Source organism: Bacillus sp. JK106 (assembly GCF_053663355.1).
Genome location: NZ_JBSJQC010000005.1, coordinates 134411 through 150826 on the forward strand (window position 1 = coordinate 134411; position 16416 = coordinate 150826).

21 protein-coding genes and 2 pseudogenes are annotated in these 16416 nt (G+C 44.4%); 15 read left to right on the top strand and 8 right to left on the bottom strand.

The window, feature by feature from the left end:
* Positions 1 to 4: 4 nt before the first annotated feature.
* From ACWJJS_RS18155 to ACWJJS_RS18180, 6 genes and pseudogenes are all read right to left on the bottom strand, one after another.
* Positions 5 to 492 (bottom strand): annotated as a pseudogene (locus ACWJJS_RS18155) (immunity protein YezG family protein).
* Positions 493 to 576: 84 nt separating this feature from the next.
* Complete coding sequence (locus ACWJJS_RS18160) at positions 577 to 1053, bottom strand: antitoxin YezG family protein (RefSeq protein ID WP_454023788.1); 477 nt, start codon at positions 1051 to 1053, stop codon at positions 577 to 579.
* Between the two features lie 20 nt (positions 1054 to 1073).
* Positions 1074 to 1528, bottom strand: a pseudogene (locus ACWJJS_RS18165) (TIGR01741 family protein).
* Positions 1529 to 1611: 83 nt separating this feature from the next.
* On the bottom strand, positions 1612 to 2082 hold the full coding sequence (locus ACWJJS_RS18170) for a TIGR01741 family protein (protein ID WP_454023789.1): 471 nt from the start codon (positions 2080 to 2082) through the stop codon (positions 1612 to 1614).
* An 89-nt stretch (positions 2083 to 2171) separates the two neighbouring features.
* Positions 2172 to 2651: an antitoxin YezG family protein gene (locus tag ACWJJS_RS18175; RefSeq protein ID WP_454023790.1), complete on the bottom strand. Its 480-nt coding sequence runs from the start codon at positions 2649 to 2651 to the stop codon at positions 2172 to 2174.
* 4 nt (positions 2652 to 2655) lie between these two features.
* Positions 2656 to 4662 carry a T7SS effector LXG polymorphic toxin gene (locus ACWJJS_RS18180; RefSeq protein ID WP_454023791.1) on the bottom strand — a complete coding sequence of 669 codons (2007 nt, stop codon included), beginning with the start codon at positions 4660 to 4662 and terminating at the stop codon, positions 2656 to 2658.
* A 298-nt stretch (positions 4663 to 4960) separates the two neighbouring features.
* Between ACWJJS_RS18180 and ACWJJS_RS18185 the strand changes: the two genes are divergently transcribed.
* The 9 genes from ACWJJS_RS18185 to ACWJJS_RS18225 all read left to right on the top strand — a co-directional run bounded on the left by ACWJJS_RS18185 (position 4961) and on the right by ACWJJS_RS18225 (position 10145).
* A complete protein-coding gene (locus ACWJJS_RS18185) occupies positions 4961 to 5680 on the top strand; it encodes a YebC/PmpR family DNA-binding transcriptional regulator (protein ID WP_003155709.1) in 720 nt (239 codons plus the stop codon).
* A 179-nt stretch (positions 5681 to 5859) separates the two neighbouring features.
* Positions 5860 to 6153, top strand: coding sequence for a spore coat protein (locus tag ACWJJS_RS18190; protein WP_115996197.1), 294 nt, complete (start codon positions 5860 to 5862; stop codon positions 6151 to 6153).
* Positions 6154 to 6328: 175 nt separating this feature from the next.
* Positions 6329 to 7198 carry an aminoglycoside 6-adenylyltransferase gene (gene ant(6), locus ACWJJS_RS18195; protein WP_454023792.1) on the top strand — a complete coding sequence of 290 codons (870 nt, stop codon included), beginning with the start codon at positions 6329 to 6331 and terminating at the stop codon, positions 7196 to 7198.
* 133 nt (positions 7199 to 7331) lie between these two features.
* The gene (cotJA, locus tag ACWJJS_RS18200) at positions 7332 to 7580 is read left to right on the top strand and encodes a spore coat-associated protein CotJA (RefSeq protein WP_003155704.1); all 249 of its coding nucleotides are present in this window, start codon (positions 7332 to 7334) and stop codon (positions 7578 to 7580) included.
* The gene (gene cotJB, locus ACWJJS_RS18205) at positions 7564 to 7827 is read left to right on the top strand and encodes a spore coat protein CotJB (protein ID WP_003155702.1); all 264 of its coding nucleotides are present in this window, start codon (positions 7564 to 7566) and stop codon (positions 7825 to 7827) included. Before cotJA ends, cotJB begins: the two co-directional genes overlap by 17 nt.
* A 14-nt stretch (positions 7828 to 7841) precedes the next feature.
* Entirely contained in the window at positions 7842 to 8411 is a 570-nt protein-coding gene (cotJC, locus tag ACWJJS_RS18210; protein ID WP_003155700.1) for a spore coat protein CotJC, read from the top strand.
* 88 nt (positions 8412 to 8499) lie between these two features.
* Positions 8500 to 9033 (top strand): GNAT family N-acetyltransferase, encoded by a 534-nt coding sequence (locus ACWJJS_RS18215; RefSeq protein WP_454023793.1) that lies wholly within the window; start codon positions 8500 to 8502, stop codon positions 9031 to 9033.
* Positions 9034 to 9063: 30 nt separating this feature from the next.
* A complete protein-coding gene (locus tag ACWJJS_RS18220) occupies positions 9064 to 9342 on the top strand; it encodes a YesK-like family protein (protein ID WP_017419062.1) in 279 nt (92 codons plus the stop codon).
* Between the two features lie 113 nt (positions 9343 to 9455).
* The gene (locus ACWJJS_RS18225; RefSeq protein WP_167859957.1) at positions 9456 to 10145 is read left to right on the top strand and encodes a YetF domain-containing protein; all 690 of its coding nucleotides are present in this window, start codon (positions 9456 to 9458) and stop codon (positions 10143 to 10145) included.
* Between the two features lie 32 nt (positions 10146 to 10177).
* On the opposite strand, the gene hmoA is transcribed toward ACWJJS_RS18225, so the two are convergent.
* Both hmoA and ACWJJS_RS18235 read right to left on the bottom strand, forming a co-directional pair.
* On the bottom strand, positions 10178 to 10504 hold the full coding sequence (hmoA, locus tag ACWJJS_RS18230; protein ID WP_454023794.1) for a heme-degrading oxygenase HmoA: 327 nt from the start codon (positions 10502 to 10504) through the stop codon (positions 10178 to 10180).
* A gap of 84 nt (positions 10505 to 10588) precedes the next feature.
* Positions 10589 to 10951, bottom strand: a complete 363-nt coding sequence (locus ACWJJS_RS18235; protein ID WP_007408938.1) for a VOC family protein — start codon at positions 10949 to 10951, stop codon at positions 10589 to 10591.
* Positions 10952 to 11112: 161 nt separating this feature from the next.
* On the opposite strand from ACWJJS_RS18235, the gene ACWJJS_RS18240 reads away from it, so the two are divergent.
* The 6 genes from ACWJJS_RS18240 to ACWJJS_RS18265 all read left to right on the top strand — a co-directional run bounded on the left by ACWJJS_RS18240 (position 11113) and on the right by ACWJJS_RS18265 (position 16400).
* Positions 11113 to 11979, top strand: a complete 867-nt coding sequence (locus ACWJJS_RS18240) for an STAS domain-containing protein (protein WP_063174331.1) — start codon at positions 11113 to 11115, stop codon at positions 11977 to 11979.
* Between the two features lie 281 nt (positions 11980 to 12260).
* Complete coding sequence (locus ACWJJS_RS18245) at positions 12261 to 13289, top strand: sulfate ABC transporter substrate-binding protein (RefSeq protein ID WP_063174337.1); 1029 nt, start codon at positions 12261 to 12263, stop codon at positions 13287 to 13289.
* 15 nt (positions 13290 to 13304) lie between these two features.
* Positions 13305 to 14141 carry a sulfate ABC transporter permease subunit CysT gene (cysT, locus tag ACWJJS_RS18250; protein ID WP_060674487.1) on the top strand — a complete coding sequence of 279 codons (837 nt, stop codon included), beginning with the start codon at positions 13305 to 13307 and terminating at the stop codon, positions 14139 to 14141.
* Between the two features lie 10 nt (positions 14142 to 14151).
* Complete coding sequence (cysW, locus tag ACWJJS_RS18255; RefSeq protein ID WP_369614762.1) at positions 14152 to 15024, top strand: sulfate ABC transporter permease subunit CysW; 873 nt, start codon at positions 14152 to 14154, stop codon at positions 15022 to 15024.
* Positions 15025 to 15037: 13 nt separating this feature from the next.
* Positions 15038 to 16108, top strand: a complete 1071-nt coding sequence (locus ACWJJS_RS18260; RefSeq protein WP_182069662.1) for a sulfate/molybdate ABC transporter ATP-binding protein — start codon at positions 15038 to 15040, stop codon at positions 16106 to 16108.
* 118 nt (positions 16109 to 16226) lie between these two features.
* Positions 16227 to 16400: a YezD family protein gene (locus tag ACWJJS_RS18265; protein WP_070081483.1), complete on the top strand. Its 174-nt coding sequence runs from the start codon at positions 16227 to 16229 to the stop codon at positions 16398 to 16400.
* Positions 16401 to 16416 lie beyond the last annotated feature (16 nt).

The following is a 16416-nucleotide window of genomic DNA, read 5'->3' on the forward strand; positions in this document are numbered from 1 at the left end:
TTTATTAAATTGGATTTTCAGGATATTCTTCTGAATATTTTTTTATTAATTTTTGTAATGATGGATCCTTAGGTTCTTCTCCTAAATTTTTAAATTTCCAGATGATAAGCTGATCACTGAAACTATAATCTGTCTTAAACCAATCTGTATAATCAAAGTTGACAGTTAATTTTCCTGATTTCTCTTGGCTAAGAGTGAAGGAATAAAATAATTCTTGATCATGATCTTTGAAAACATCTCTCATTTTTTCGCTTAGTTTAAATAATTCCATCTCATACTGATCGAATTCATTTTCGTCAATATCAAATTCAAACGGAATTTCAAGACTGTACTTAAAATGATTAGGTTCATTTGAGAACTATAAAAAAAGTAAGTGCTTCCGCCTGTCTCTGAAACCTGAGCGTAGAACAAAAATTTCTCCCATGGTTCAGGTATCATTTCGTTAACGGTTTCAGCTATGCTTCTATATAATGCATTTAATTCATTTTCCAAAAAGAATCAGCCTCCTGCATTATAATTGGTAATTTGTAAGGATCATTTGTATCAAAAAAACCCCCAAAAAAAGGAGGGGGAATTTTAATTTTGAGAACTTAGATATTGTTCTAAAAAGGATTTTAAAGGTTCACTCTTAGGATATTTTCCTACATTTTTATAAGTCCAGATTGTTTGCCTTTCAGAAATGGTGTATGGAGATTGAATAACGTCTTCATAATTATAATCTATCGAGAATTCTCCGCTTATCGCCAGATTAAGTGTTAGATTAGTCCATATATCTTGATTGTTTTCTTTAAATTCATTACGTAATTCCTCGAATAAGTCATGTAAGTCAAATAACAGCCCCTCATAAATCTCCTCACTGACGTGAAAATGCTCAGGAATGTTATGAGAATATATAAAATCTTCACTATGTGGAGTATTGAAATAAAAGAAAACCTCAGATGAATCGTCAAGTATTTCCGCATAAAGAATAACTCTTTCCCATTCAGATGGAATGATTTCGTCAATGCCTTCTGCTATCTGTTGATATAATTCACCCATTTTTGCAGTTTCCATGATGCCCCCAGTTTTTATTATTATTGATTTAGATAAGTAATTAAAAATTCTCTATCTGCCTCGTCTTCAGGCAAGATACCAAGAGTTTTGTACTCCCATAATGCAATTCTTTGATACCCATCAAGCTCAGATGCCAAAATATCATCATCATTATAATTAAGTTGGAATTGACCGTTGCTCTCCAATGTCAATGTAAGGTTCGTCCAAACCTGATTATTATTCTTTTTGTGCTCAATTCTTAATTCCTCAAAAAGTTCTCGGATTTCTCTTAAAAAAGTGTTGAAGATATCTTTACTTACACTGTATCGGACTGGTTATCTTGCGAATAAATCAATTGACGTTTTTCTGGTGTCTTGAAGTGAAAGAGAACCATGGTAGAGTCATCTAATACTTCTGCATAAAGATATATTTTTGTCCATTCACAAGGTATGATGTCATTTAATTTCTCACCAATAATCTGGTACAGATCTTGCATTTTCCAACCTTTTCACCTTCAATCGTCGAGAAATCCTAGTTATAAAAAATAGCCCAGCAGAGAAGCGCTGGGCCATTATTGATTTAAAGACCGAAGTAGTCTATTACAAATTCTTTATCATCGTCATCTTCAGGCAAAATACCAAGGTTTTTATATTCCCATATTGCGATTCTTTCATATCCATCTAAATCTGATGCTAAAATATCATCATAATTATAATCTAATTGGAATTCTCCGCTACGATCCAATGTTAGTGTAAGGTTAGTCCAAACATCATCGTTATTATTTCTGTGTTCAGTTTTTAATTCTTCAAAAAGTTCTCTTAGTTCTCTTAACAACGTCTTGAAAATGTCCTTGCTTACGTTGTAATGGCTAGGTATATCTTGTGAATAAATAATTTGATTATTTTCTGGTGTTCTGAAGTGAAAAAGAACCATTGTGGAATCATCTAATACTTCTGCATAAAGATATATCTTTGTCCATTCACAAGGTATGATGTCATTCAATTTCTGACTAATAAGCTGATACAAATCTTGCATTTTCCTAGTTTCCAATCTTTTCACCTTCAATCGTCGAGAAATCTTAGTTATCAAAAATAGCCCAGCAGTGAAGGCTGAGCTATTTTTGATTATTGTAAAATAGATTATTCTTCTTCCGAATTGAGATAGTGTTCCAAGAACTCCCTGTTTTTCTTACCAGTAGGAGCCAAACCTAAATGTTTATATTCCCAAACTATTTGACGTTGAGTACCGTTTAGTTCTGAAGCAATAACATCATCATAATTATAGTCAATTGAAAACTTTCCGGTATACTCTAGCTTGAGTGTAAGGTTAGTCCAGACGTCTGAGTTATTCGCTTTCCATTCATTTCTTAGTTCATCAAATAAATCTTGTAGTTCGATTAACAGGTCATCATAAATTTGTTCACTTACTTGATAATGTTCCGGAATGTCATGCGAATAAATGAACTCTTCACTATTTTTTGTATTAAAGAAAAAGTATACTTCTCTAGAATCGTCTAAAATCTCTGCGTATAGAGCAACTTTATTCCATTCTGCTGGAATCATTTCATTAATTTGTTCTGCTATTTTTTGATATAATTGGCCCATTTTTTCTGTCTCCATAATATCAACCTCCTGCTTGGTTTCTTATTGTCATATTTTTATATCTGCCGTCACCAACTTTATACTTTACTTTAAATAAAGTTGGTCTTAGTGAATCGCCTTGATAAACATTTTCTATTTGCACACTAACTGTTTCGGGAGGTTCTTCTTTAAGAGCTTTTGCCCACTCCTGCTCCATCTCATACCATTTCCCGCCGCTCCTATTAATCTGAGAATTCATAGGCACGATGTTGTCGAATTGGCCTGAGCCTTTGAATTGAGTGGCGATTAGGTGGCCTCCGTCGTCATCTGTCAGACGGTCTGGTTTACCTGCTTTTGACTGTGCATATTGGTTGCGTTTTGCTTCTCCCAGCTGTAAGTCTGCTTTGACACTTGTAATTCTACCATAGTTGTCAGTGGTGTACGTGTAGCCTTCTTTTGTTTTATAGATGACATTCGGTTTTAATACTTTCTTTCTGGTCCATTTCGCAAAATGCTCGCCGTATTTGACCGTTACCGGCGGTACATGCGGTGCCGGTGTCCGTCTGCCGCTTGCGGAGGTTCCGTACGGTTTCGGCAGGATGACCTTGGCGAATTTCCGCAGTCCCTCTTTAAGTGTGACCCCGTTGACTGCGTTGTAAGGAACGCCTGCCGGCACTAAGTCGTGACGCGGATGATACGGGAGAATATCAGCCAGGGTGAGATCTCCAATTTGATGTAACTTGGTTTTGACACGTTTTTTTGATACTTCTATGCCTGTGTTGACCTTTTGCTTGATGTGGTCAACGGTTTGTTTTGAGACCGTTATCGCTTTTTGAGCTGCGGCGGATTTGCTTGCTGCTGTTTTGACTTTGGTTGTCACTTTGGCGGCTGTGCCTGTTTTTGAGACGGCACCGACGCCTTTTGTGCCGACGACTGATGTCACAACGGTGCCCACTGCATATGACACCCATCTTGCTCTGGAGTAGGTGTCGCCATTCACCATGTCTTTTTGGTACGATTCTTCGATTGCCGCTGAAATGGCTTCATACGTTTTGATCGGGTGAGCCACCGCTCCTGTAATGGCTTCAACCGTTCCGCCCGGATCTGTGACCATATCCCACAGGCCTGTGACCGCGTCTTTTCCGGAATCATAAAGGCCGACGGCAACGCCTTTGAAACCGTCTGTAAGTTCACGCGTGTTTTCAATTTGAGTGAAGTAGCGCTGCTGTTCTTTTGTCAGGTTTTTATAGCCGATTGTTTTGGCCATTGAGTAGAATTCATCAGCATTCGCATAATCGTAGTTTTTCAGTCTTTCTTTCAGTTTTTCAATCTCTCGTTCCTTCGCTTCCTCTTTCTTCATCTTCAAATAAGCATCCGAATGTCTTGCAATCTCGCCTTTTTTCTTATGGATGTCGCTTTCACGGTACGCCTTGGCGTTGTAGTGAAGCGGCGTGGCGCTTTTTCCTTTGCCTGTGGCGTTTTGAAGCTGCTGGAAGTCAGCTTGGATGAACTGTTCGTTCGCTTCGGTTTCTGCGTATTCTTTCGTTAGATCGTGATCAAGCTTGCCGAGCTTATGTATCGTTTCGCTTCTTTTTTTGTCAGCTGAAGAGAGCTTCTGATCTGTGTTTTCCGTTGAAAACAGATCAAGCGAGATGATGTCTTCGATTTCTCTGAGGATGGACCCCATGTCCTTTTTTTGCCCTTCCATAATCGCCTTTGATTTGCTGAGGGCGTGGGTGAGTTCATGCTCCAGGAAAGATTCCTCCACATGCGAACTGGAAAGTCCGGCATCTTCGACCTTGCCGGGAAGGCTTGTGAGAAATGCGATTTTCATGTCGATCAGATCAAGCCAGCTGTCTGTGACGCCGGCGTGGTCTTTGAAAAAGGCTTTGATGTTGTCGGCGCCCCGACCAGAGAAATCGCCGTCACCGAGGTCAGCCATGCCTTGAAACGCTTTTTTCAGATTAACCATCTGGCCGCGCAGTTTTTTGTATTCACCCGCGCGCTGTTTGGCGGCGGCCAGGAGGGTGGTTGCTTCGAAAACTTTCATGACCATATCCTTTCTTTTGTTCGATATCAAAATTTTACCACGTGAGTCAGGATATACAGTGTAGGAAATAGGTAATAAGAATAAAATGAATCTTTTGGCTTGCGACTTCCTTCCTGTATGAAGGGGGCTTTTTTATGTTTTGTACAATAATCCTCAAATTCGGCTTACTGCGCTCCGGTGATTTTAAGCGTGCCTGTTTTTTCTAATGTCTTACACTCGAAACAACCCAACCGCTGAGGTATAATAGAAGCAGAGTATTTATCATACAGATTCAATTCGTGAAAGAGAGTGGAACAAAATGGGCCGTAAGTGGAACAATATTAAAGAAAAGAAAGCATCAAAGGACGCAAATACGAGCCGGATTTACGCGAAGTTCGGCCGTGAGATTTATGTGGCGGCAAAACAAGGCGAGCCAGATCCGGAATCGAACCAGGCGTTAAAAGTGGTGCTTGAGCGCGCAAAGACGTACAGTGTGCCGAAAAATATTATTGAGCGTGCGATTGAAAAGGCGAAAGGCGGCGCGGAGGAGAACTTTGACGAGCTGCGTTACGAAGGTTTCGGGCCGAACGGTTCAATGATCATCGTTGATGCGTTAACGAATAATGTAAACCGCACGGCGCCTGAAGTGCGCGCCGCATTCGGGAAAAACGGCGGAAATATGGGTGTGAGCGGGTCTGTCGCTTACATGTTTGATGCGACCGCCGTTATCGGCGTTGAAGGCAAGACGGCGGATGAAGCGCTGGAATTGCTGATGGAAGCTGATGTGGACGTGCGCGATATTTTGGAAGAGGATGACAGTGTTATCGTATATGCCGAGCCTGATCAATTCCATGCCGTACAGGAGGCATTCAAAAATGCCGGCGTTGAAGAGTTCACGGTTGCGGAGCTGACGATGCTTGCGCAAAATGAAGTCGAGCTTCCGGAAGATGCGAAAGCTCAATTTGAAAAGCTGATCGATGTGCTGGAAGACCTCGAAGACGTACAGCAGGTTTATCACAATGTGGATTTAGGCGAATAAAGACAAAAAGGCCGGGACGGCATAAGTTCCGGCCTTTTTATTTTGCTTATGCGGCCGGCCTGTATCGTATTTCTCCGTAAGCAATTATTGATTATTTCACCAAAACTGGGCGGATGCCCATACGTTTCCTTCCGCATGTCATAAACTGGACTGTAACCTATGTGAAGGAGCGATAAATCATGAATGAAAGAAGACCGATTTACGGCGGCGGCTATGGAGGCTACGGAGGCTACCCGGGGTACGGTTTTGGCGGCTACGGAGGCTACGGTGGCTACGGCGGCTTCGGAGGATATCCGGGATACGGTTTCGGCGGAGGCTACGGCTACCCGGGATACGGTTTTGGCGGTTACGGCGGTTTTGGCGGCTACGGCGGCTTCGGAGGATATCCGGGGTACGGTTTTGGCGGCTATGGCGGAGGCTACGGCGGCTACCCGTTCCATCACCATCATCATCGGGACAGCCAATTTATCTGACCATTCGGGAAAAGCACTCTTGGAACAGCAAGAGTGCTCTTCTCATGTTCTTGCAGCTGTGTTACGATTGGAGCAAAATCATCAAGTACATAGGACATTTCTGTAAATCATGAGCAAGTTGTTTATAAACTGAAAAGCATGATCTGTAAAAACTCTTTATCGGGAGGTTTTACATGTGAGAAGTGAAGACGAAATGATGAAATTGATTCTTGATATTGCGATGAAGGACGAGAGAATCCGTCTTGTCACTTTAGAGGGATCAAGAACCAATAAAAATGTACCGAGAGACAAATTTCAAGACTATGATATTTCTTATTTTGTGACCGATATGGACTCTTTCACATCTGACGAAAGCTGGCTGGATCAGTTTGGCGAAAGAATGATGATACAAAAACCTGAAGATATGGAACTTTTCCCTCCGGAACTCGGAGACTGGTTCTCCTATCTCATGCTTTTTAAAGATCATCATAAAATCGACTTAACTTTGATCCCTCTGAGTCAAACAGAGAATTATTTTACACAGAGTGATGGTTTGGCGGAAATATTATTAGACAAGGATGACCGAATCAACAGTAAGATGATTGCGAGTGATGAACAATATCATATAAAGAAACCGACCCCCGGAGAGTTTGATGATTGCTGCAATGAATTTTGGATGGTTTCAACCTATGTGATTAAAGGATTAATGCGTAAAGAAATACTGTTTGCGCTGGATCATATGAATGACATTTTAAGGCCTAATGTTTTGCGTATGATTGCGTGGAATATCGGGATAGAGCATCAGTTTTCATTAAGTGTAGGGAAGAATTATAAGTATATTCAACATTACATGAATGCGAAAGATTGGGAAATTCTGCTGAATACTTATGTCGGCAATACGTATGAAAGCGTGTGGAAGGCATTGTTTGACTGCCAGGATCTCTTCAGAGCATATTCAACGTCAGTGGCTGTTTTATTGAGATATGAATATCCTGAATATGATCAGCAAATTACGGAATATACAATTAAACATTATCAGCGCTTTCAATCAGATTTTTCATTATGATTTTTTACTTAAAATTCCAGATGAGCTGCATTGAGTCCGTTTTTAACGGGCTTTTTTTATTTTCTTACAGGGCATAAATGCCGATACGGATTCATACCTATTAAGGTCATGTGTTTAGGAAAGGAGGATCGTAATGAAAGAAAATCAGCCGTTTACACCGGTCAAATCCTATAAACCCTTCCACAGCCGGTTTGATCCCTGCCCGCCGATCGGAAGAAAATACTACAGAACGCCGCCGCATCTTTATATGCGGTTTCAGCCGTATCACTTGGAGCAGTTTTCTCCGATGGAGGCATTGAGAAAAGGAACCCTTTGGAAGGATCTTTACGATTTCTATGATAATCCTTATCGGGGGGGAATCGAATATGGCGAAAAAGATTGATGATGAATACTATCGGCTGCTGGAACAAATCCAGGCGGCGGACTTTGTCTTGGTGGAGCTGACGCTTTATCTGGATACGCATCCCCATGACCGTCTCGCGCTTCAGCAGTTTCATGAATATTCCCGGTACTCAAGGCAGCTGAGAAAACGGTTTGAACCTGAGTACGGACCGCTTCTGCAATTCGGCGTGAGTCAGGCCGGCGCTCAATGGGACTGGGGCCGCGGTCCTTGGCCATGGCAAGTATAAGGAGGGATCTGTAAATGTGGGTATATGAAAAAAAGCTGCAGTATCCGGTTAAAGTGAGTACATGCAACCCGATGCTGGCTAAGTTTCTCATTGAACAATACGGCGGGGCGGACGGCGAATTGGCCGCAGCGCTCCGGTACTTAAACCAGCGCTACACGATTCCTGATAAGGTGATCGGCCTGCTGACGGATATCGGCACGGAGGAGTTTGCGCATTTAGAAATGATTGCGACGATGATTTATAAGCTGACAAAAGATGCGACACCGGAGCAGCTGCGTGATGCAGGGCTCAGTGATCATTACGTCAACCATGACAGCGCGCTGTTTTATCACAATGCGGCCGGAGTTCCGTTCACAGCGTCTTACATACAGGCGAAGGGAGATCCGATTGCTGATTTATATGAGGATATTGCGGCTGAAGAAAAGGCGAGAGCGACGTATCAATGGATTATTGATATTTCCGATGATCCTGACCTGAATGATTCACTCCGTTTTCTGCGTGAGCGTGAAATCGTTCACTCTATGCGTTTCAGGGAAGCGGTTGAGATTTTAAAAGAAGAACGTGATAAGAAGAAAATTTTTTAAACGGCCCTCAAACATGACGGCTGTTTTTTTCCTTTCTGCGTTTGGTCTATAATAAAGGTGTCGAATATTCTGATTATAGGAGGATTTTATGACACCATTTACGATTACGGAGGAGAAGGCGGGGGCATTCCGGGTCACCTCCGCCCGGAAGGATGATGAAGAAGAGGTCATGGATCTGCTCGTGCAGGCGGCAGAATGGCTTCGCGATAAAGGGTCGAACCAGTGGAGCGGTCTTCTGCAAGGGGAAGATACCCACAATATGCGGGAGGCGATCGCCAAAGGGTATGTTTTTTTATTCAGGCAGAATGAAGAGCTGGCCGGCGTCGTCATGCTGCTTCCCGAAGCAAGCGGGTGGGACAGACGTCTATGGGGCGATGAAGGACATGAGGAGTCCGTATATCTCCACCGGCTGGCGATTAACAGGCGGTTTAAAGGCGCGGGGCTCGGCCGGACAATCATGACTTGGGCGGAGACGGGTGTGTCTTGTCCGGGAAAAACGAAAATCCGGCTCGACTGCGTGGCCGAAAACAAGGCGCTTCAGTCGTTTTACAGCGGAATGGGTTACGAATCAAAAGGGCTCGCGCCGGGTTATCATTTGTTTGAAAAAAAGGTGAGTAAATAAAAAGCTCCTTATGACGGAGGTGCAAAAGACATGGGGTTTTTTTATCTGATCTGTCTGGCCGCATTTTGTCTTAACTTTGCCGTATCGGCTGTGCTCCGTAAGAAATGGCCGAAAAAGATGTGGCCTGAGTGCCTTTTGGCGGTGCTGGGCCTGACTGCTTTCGGTACGGTTGTTTACAGCATTTTCGGTGTCGGCGGCTGGGAAGGAATGGGCTTGGGGCTTGCCGCGATGTTTGCGGGTTCCGGAGCGGCAGCCGGTTATGCCGCTGAGGTGTGCTTACGGGTCGTCAGATCGAATCAAAAACAGTAAGCAGAAGTGAAAAAACGCGGCCTCGGCTGCGTTTTTTTGTGTATTGCCGGCCGCTGTATAGAAAACAGGCGGATGTCCATAATGGTAATGACTTTTAAGAAGAAGGTGCGAATATGGGACATTTACTTACAGTGGCTTGGGAGTTAGTATGCGGCTTGGGTATTTTATTTGTGATTTTAAAATTGCTTGGAAAAACCCAATTCTCGCAAATTACGCCGTTTGATTTTATTTCCGCGCTCATCCTCGGCGAACTGGTCGGAAATGCGGTGTATGATAAAGGCGTCAGGATTATTGAAATCATTTTTGCTTCTCTGTTATGGGGGGTTTTAATTTATCTCATCGAACTGATTACGCAGAAAGTAAAAAGCTCCAGAAAGCTGTTGGAAGGCGAGCCGAGTATTATCATACATAAAGGAAAACTGAAATATGATGTGCTGAAAAAGAATAAGCTGGACATTAATCAATTGCAAAGCCTTCTCAGACAGGCGAATTGCTTTTCCATACAGGAAGCGGAGTACGCGATTTTAGAAACAAACGGGATGGTCAGCGTCCTGCCGAAATTCCAATATGACACGACGAAAAACGGCGACATGCAAATAAAGCCGAAGCAGGTCTCTTTGCCGGTCACGCTGATTATTGACGGCGAAGTGCTGTATGAAAATCTGAAAGAAGCCGGGCTGGAAGAAAAGCAGCTGAATCAGGAGCTGAAAAAGCTGAACATCAAAAGAACGGAGGACGTGCTGTATGCGGAATGGAAGCCCGATAAACCGCTGTTTGTCCTGCCGTATGAGGAGAAAAAATAAAAAGAGCATTGCCCTGGGGCAAATGCTCTTTATTATTTTTCGTGTGCGCCTGTTTTAACGGCTCTGACATGATACATACCGACATCCGTTCCAAGCATATAATCAGGTTTCGGCTTGCCTTGGTTTGCTTTGTGGGCCGCGATGTGGTCTTCGCTTTTTTCCCATTGTTTCCAATGGTCTTCAGACTCCCAGCGGATTAACACGACGACTTCTTCATCACCGCGGCGGACTTTTTTTTCCAGAACCGTTACGTCTATCAAACCTTCCTGCTTTTCAATCAAGCCTTCTGAACTGAAGCTTTCGATTACTTTGTCGGCATGTCCTTCTTTTACGGTCATTTTTCTGATTTGCACAAACATCTGGTAGCTCTCCAATCATTTTCACGCTTTATCCAACATTTTAAATGAAAATGATTCTCAAAGTCAATTGAGATGCCTGACGGATTACGATTTCAGGAGAAAGACATGACCATCCTCATCTTTAAATTGCACGAAGCTGCCCCATTCCATTTGTTTCGGTTCATCTAAAAAGGTGATGCCGTTCTTTTTCATCTGTTCGTATGCGGCAAAGACATCTTCACACTCAAATACGATAGAAGCCTTCATATGCTCGGCCCCTTTCATCATCGATTTCGGATAAATAACCAAATGAGTGGCGGCCCCTTTGGGCGCTACCTCAAGCCAGAAGGCGCCCGGTCCCATCGGATGCTCGGCGACGGTTTCAAACCCCGCTTTTTCCGTCCAGAATGTTTTCGCTTTTTGCTGATCATCAGTGTATACGGCAACTGTCGCGATTTTTTTGATCATCATACTGACCTCCTGTTTCATTTCTTTTATAGTGTATCCTCCTGCCGAAAAAAGCAATCAAAAGCTTTAATGTGCCGGCTTTTTTTAATTTCTCTAGTGCGATTGGCGATTCCGATTTATAATTTAGACAAAAGTACATATTCTTGAAAGAGGAGACGGCAGTGAACAAAGACCAATTACTTCATGATTATATTATTACACATTCGGCAGAGCTGACGGAAAAATGGCTTAAGCTGAGACGGAAGCTGAGAGGGCGTTTTTATTCTGCGGATCAATTAAGTGAGGAAATGAAACGGCTGCTGATCGAGCAGCATACCTTTACAAACACGGTCATCGCAAGCGCTTTTTTGGAAGATCCGGCCGTTTTTCAGCATAACAAAGAAAAATGGGCCGCACAGGTAGCGAAAAGCAGAGTGGAGCAAGACGCGGAGGTTCATGAGGTCGTTGAGGCGATCGGCAATTCAAGAACCGTCTTTTGGGAGGCGGTCACCCGTTTTATGGATGAGCATCAGGACATTGTAACAAATGAGGATGCCCGCCGCTGGAATTACATTGTCAACGGCTCGTTTGATCAGCTGATGACGGATTTTACTGAACAGTTTCAGAAATTAATGATCGCGAGGCTGTCATCTCAGCAGGAGCTTATTTCCGAATTGAGCTGTCCGGTTATTTTGATCGCGGATACGATCGGCACTCTGCCGCTCATCGGCGCGATTGATACGAGACGGGCGCGTGTGATTTTGGAGTCGGTGCCGGAAAACTGTGTCGCCAAACGGATCACAAACCTTGTGATTGATCTGTCCGGTGTGCCCATTGTCGATACGATGGTGGCGCAGCAATTGTATATGCTGTCGAAAACGTTATTTCTCCTCGGCATCAGAACCGTGTTTTCCGGCATTCGGCCTGATGTGGCACAGACTTCTATCCAATTGGGACTTGATTTTTCAGAGTATCAAACTTACGGCTCTCTGGAGCAGGCGCTCGCCAGCATGGGTGTCACATGTGTGATCGAGGAAGCAAAAGCATAGAAAAAAGGTGCTCCGGCCAGAGGCGGGGCGCTTTTTTTGTCAGCGGAAAACAATTTAAATATTCTAAAACTTAGTTGACAGCTAGGGATAGTTTGAATTATTCTTATACACATCGAACCGGCACAAATAGCTGATCGTACACAAACGAAAGCTGGCCGTTCTGTCCAAATCTGATACCGGTATAATTGCCCATCAGTCAACTGAAGGCATATTATTTCCCTTTTTTGAAAGGGGATAATATGCCTTTTTTTATGCGGAAAAAGAGAGGAGAAATCAGGCACATGAAAAAAACAGCGGCATTTTTAGTATTGATCTTATTGGCAGGGGCGCTGTCAGCCTGTCAATCTGAGTCCGGCAGCGCGTCATCAGACGGAAAGACCGTTCAGCTGCTGAATGTATCGTATGATCCGACACGGGAGCTGTATAAAGAGTATAATCAGGCCTTTTCTTCCTATTGGAAAAAGAAAACGGGTCAAGATGTAACCGTTCAGCAGTCGCATGGAGGTTCGGGGAAGCAGGCCAGATCCGTAATAGACGGACTCGACGCTGATGTCGTAACGCTTGCTTTAGGTTATGACATTGATTCGATAGCAGAAAAAGCCCGGCTCATTGATCAAAACTGGCAGTCACGTCTGCCGGATCAATCAACTCCTTACACGTCAACCATCGTATTCTTAGTCAGAAAAGGGAATCCGAAACACATCACTGATTGGGCTGACTTGGTGAAAAAGGACGTTTCGGTCATTACGCCCAATCCGAAAACATCGGGCGGAGCCAGATGGAACTATTTAGCGGCATGGGCATATGCCGATGAAACGTATCATCATGACGACACGAAAATCAAACAGTTTATGAAAGACCTCTACGGCAATGTGGAAGTGCTTGATTCAGGGGCGCGCGGAGCCACGACCAGTTTTACAGAAAGAGGGATGGGGGATGTGCTGATCGCCTGGGAAAATGAGGCCTATCTCACACTGAAGGAATTCGGCAAGGAGAAATATGAGATTGTCAATCCTTCAATCAGCATTCTGGCTGAGCCTCCTGTCTCTGTTGTCGACAAAACCGCCGATAAAAAAGGAACAAAAAAAGCGGCTGAAGCATATTTGTCCTACCTCTACAGCAAAAAAGGGCAGGAGATCGCCGCGAAGAATTTTTACCGGCCCCGCGATAAAGAGGTTCTGAAAAAGTATGAAAAACAATTCCCGCAGATTAAAACGGTGACGGTCGAAAAGGAATTCGGCGGCTGGAAAAAAGCGCAGGAAACCCATTTCAATGACGGCGGAACCTTTGACAGCATCTATGAGAAATAGAAAGAGGAAACGAGTATGAGAACGTTACTTTTCAAAAAAACAAAACCGTCCGTGATTCCGGGGTTCGGATTAACGATGGGATTTACATTTTTATATATGGCCGTTTTGGTTATCGTGCCGCTGTCCATGGTGTTTTTTCATACGATGTCAATGGGGCCCGGGGACGTCTGGCATATCATTTCTGAGCCGAGGGCCGCGGCTTCCTATCGGCTGAGCTTCTTGACGGCGGGCTGCGCCGCTTTGATCAATGCGGTTTTCGGCGTTGTCATCGCCTGGGTGCTGACGAGATATGACTTTCCGGGGAAAAGGCTGGCTGACGGCCTGGTTGATCTGCCGTTTGCGCTGCCGACCGCCGTCGCAGGCATTACATTAACGGCAATGTATTCACCGGACGGCTGGATCGGACAGTTGTTTCCTTTCCGTATTTCCTTTACACCGATCGGCATTGTCATCGCATTGACGTTTATCGGGCTGCCTTTTGTCGTCAGGATGGTTCAGCCCGTCTTAGAAAATCTCCAAAAGGAAACGGAAGAAGCATCTGCGTCACTTGGAGCTTCGAAATGGAAAACCTTCCAAAAGGTCATTCTGCCGGAGCTTTTTCCTTCTATTATATCGGGTTTCGCATTATCTTTTGCCCGCGCCCTCGGGGAGTATGGTTCTGTTGTATTTATCGCGGGCAATATGCCGTTTAAAACCGAGATTTCCCCGCTGATCATTATGACGAAATTAGAGCAATACGATTATGCCGGGGCAACAGCTGTTGCGGCAGTCATGCTTGTCATCACATTTTTCATTTTATTCATCATCAATGGATTGCAATGGCTCACCGCGAGAAAATACGCAGGAAGGTAGGGGATATGCCATGCAGCTGGAAACAGCGAAAACAGCGAAAACAGCCGTGCCAAAGCGGGAGATACGGGAATCACCCGTTGTGAAATGGGTGCTGATCTCAGCAGTTCTGCTCTTTTTGTCCATATTTTTAATTATGCCGCTTGCATTCATATTTATTGAAGCTTTTAAAAAGGGAGCGGAAGCATATATCCTCTTTGTCACGCATCCGGATTCCCTTGCCGCGATGAAATTGACGCTCCTCATCGTTTTCATCACGGTTCCGCTGAATACGCTGTTCGGCGTCGCCGCGGCGTGGGCTGTGACCAAATATGAATTCAGGGGGAAAAGTCTGTTTATGACACTGATTGATCTGCCGTTTGCCGTGTCTCCGGTAATCGCGGGCTTAATCTTTGTCCTTTTGTTCGGGCTTCACGGCTGGCTTGGTCCATTTTTACTTGATCACCAGATAAAAATCGTATTCGCAGTCCCGGGAATCGTGCTTGCATCCTTGTTTGTGACGCTCCCTTTTATCGCCCGGGAATTAATACCGCTTATGCAAAGCTTGGGAAATGCTGAAGAAGAAGCGTCCGTCACCCTTGGTGCTGGTGGCTGGAGAACGTTCTGGCATGTGACGCTGCCTAATATCAAATGGGGGCTGATCTACGGCGTGATTTTGAGCGCGGCCCGGACAATCGGCGAATTCGGCGCCGTATCAGTCGTTTCCGGTCATATCAGGGGTGTTACCAACACGCTCCCGCTTCATATCGAAATTTTGTACAACGAATATCAGTTTACGGCCGCTTTTGCGGCGGCCTCCGTCATGTCGGTTTTTGCGATTGTGACACTGTTTTTGAAAAACATCATTGAATGGAAAGCCGGTTATCGTTCTGTCAAAGCCGGATGAGGAAGGAGTCATTATGGAGATTACGATCGACAGTATTTCTAAGCATTACGGAAACTATCAGGCATTGCGGGATATCAATCTTCACGTCAATAATGGCGAGCTGGTTGCGCTTCTCGGCCCGTCAGGCTCAGGCAAAACGTCATTATTGAGAGTCATTGCCGGCCTCGAGCAGGCAGATGGGGGACGTGTCCTGTTCGGAAAACAAGATGTGACGGATACGCATGTAAAAAGCAGACATGTCGGTTTTGTGTTTCAGCACTATGCGTTATTCAGCAAGATGACGATTTTTGAAAATGTCGCCTACGGATTAAAAGTCCGTCCGCGAAAGCAGCGTCCCGCCAAAAAGGAAATTGCCGAAAAGGTGAGAGAGCTTCTGGCGCTTGTGAAACTGGAACCTTATGAAAAGCGCTATCCCTCGCAACTGTCAGGCGGACAAAGACAAAGAGCCGCCCTCGCACGCGCTTTGGCCGTAGAACCGAACATTCTGCTGTTGGATGAACCGTTCGGCGCGCTTGACGCCAAAGTAAGAAAAGAGTTAAGGCAATGGCTCAGACGGCTTCATGATGAATTCGGCATGACAAGTATTTTCGTCACTCACGACCAGGAAGAAGCGCTTGATGTGGCCGACCGCATCGTCATTATGAATGAAGGTGCAATTGAACAGATCGGAACGCCGCAGGAGGTGTATGATCACCCCGCAAATCCGTTTGTGTACGACTTTCTCGGCAGTGTCAACGTATTTGAAGGAAGAGTGGAGGAAGGAAAGCTGATCACCGGAAACGCGGCAATACCTGTCGGGCATGCTGATCAGGACAAGGGGATCGCTTATGTGAGGCCGCACCATTTTACCGTAGAAAAAAAACCGTCCGGTCTGCATTCATTTGAAGCAAAGGCGGCTCATATCCGCGCCATCGGACCGTCCGTCAGATTGGAAGCCGTCCGTACCGACACAGGCCAGCACTTGGAGATTGAGCTCTCAAAAGAGCAATATGACGCCTTGGGGGCGGGCGTCGGCGACACGGTTTATGTCAAAGCGAAGGAAGTGAAAGTTTTCGCAAAGAAAACATATCCGAAAATTGTGTAAATGCTGTTGATTTCTGAATGAAAACATAATAGTATAATTATATATTTCTTATCAGAATAGTATGAATTAAAACACTCATTGTCAAAAGACGAACGGCCAGACATAAAGGGGGAGCATGATGACGTCCAAAGGAAACGTAGATCCGCATGTGATCGAAAAGATTATCAGTGCGCTGGAAACGCTCGATTTCGGGACTGTTCAGATTACGGTTCATAATTCCCAAGTGACACAAATTGATAAGGTGGAGAAATATCGATTTTCCCTGAAGAGCAAAGAATTAAAACAATCTTAAAAAACAGCCAATGACA

Bases quoted from the DNA above. Each gene is read 5' to 3' on its own strand.
- cotJA (WP_003155704.1), top strand. From the start codon at position 7,332: ATGAAAGAAAATCAGCCGTTTACACCGGTCAAATCCTATAAACCCTTC.
- cotJC (WP_003155700.1), top strand. From the start codon at position 7,842: ATGTGGGTATATGAAAAAAAGCTGCAGTATCCGGTTAAAGTGAGTACA.
- cysW (WP_369614762.1), top strand. From the start codon at position 14,152: ATGCAGCTGGAAACAGCGAAAACAGCGAAAACAGCCGTGCCAAAGCGG.
- ACWJJS_RS18225 (WP_167859957.1), top strand. From the start codon at position 9,456: ATGGGACATTTACTTACAGTGGCTTGGGAGTTAGTATGCGGCTTGGGT.
- ACWJJS_RS18260 (WP_182069662.1), top strand. From the start codon at position 15,038: ATGGAGATTACGATCGACAGTATTTCTAAGCATTACGGAAACTATCAG.
- ACWJJS_RS18235 (WP_007408938.1), bottom strand. From the start codon at position 10,951: ATGATCAAAAAAATCGCGACAGTTGCCGTATACACTGATGATCAGCAA.
- ACWJJS_RS18220 (WP_017419062.1), top strand. From the start codon at position 9,064: ATGGGGTTTTTTTATCTGATCTGTCTGGCCGCATTTTGTCTTAACTTT.
- cotJB (WP_003155702.1), top strand. From the start codon at position 7,564: ATGGCGAAAAAGATTGATGATGAATACTATCGGCTGCTGGAACAAATC.
- ACWJJS_RS18175 (WP_454023790.1), bottom strand. From the start codon at position 2,651: ATGGAGACAGAAAAAATGGGCCAATTATATCAAAAAATAGCAGAACAA.
- hmoA (WP_454023794.1), bottom strand. From the start codon at position 10,504: ATGTTTGTGCAAATCAGAAAAATGACCGTAAAAGAAGGACATGCCGAC.
- ACWJJS_RS18160 (WP_454023788.1), bottom strand. From the start codon at position 1,053: ATGGAAACTGCAAAAATGGGTGAATTATATCAACAGATAGCAGAAGGC.
- ACWJJS_RS18190 (WP_115996197.1), top strand. From the start codon at position 5,860: ATGAATGAAAGAAGACCGATTTACGGCGGCGGCTATGGAGGCTACGGA.
- ACWJJS_RS18265 (WP_070081483.1), top strand. From the start codon at position 16,227: ATGACGTCCAAAGGAAACGTAGATCCGCATGTGATCGAAAAGATTATC.
- ACWJJS_RS18185 (WP_003155709.1), top strand. From the start codon at position 4,961: ATGGGCCGTAAGTGGAACAATATTAAAGAAAAGAAAGCATCAAAGGAC.
- ACWJJS_RS18215 (WP_454023793.1), top strand. From the start codon at position 8,500: ATGACACCATTTACGATTACGGAGGAGAAGGCGGGGGCATTCCGGGTC.
- ACWJJS_RS18180 (WP_454023791.1), bottom strand. From the start codon at position 4,662: ATGAAAGTTTTCGAAGCAACCACCCTCCTGGCCGCCGCCAAACAGCGC.
- ACWJJS_RS18245 (WP_063174337.1), top strand. From the start codon at position 12,261: ATGAAAAAAACAGCGGCATTTTTAGTATTGATCTTATTGGCAGGGGCG.
- cysT (WP_060674487.1), top strand. From the start codon at position 13,305: ATGAGAACGTTACTTTTCAAAAAAACAAAACCGTCCGTGATTCCGGGG.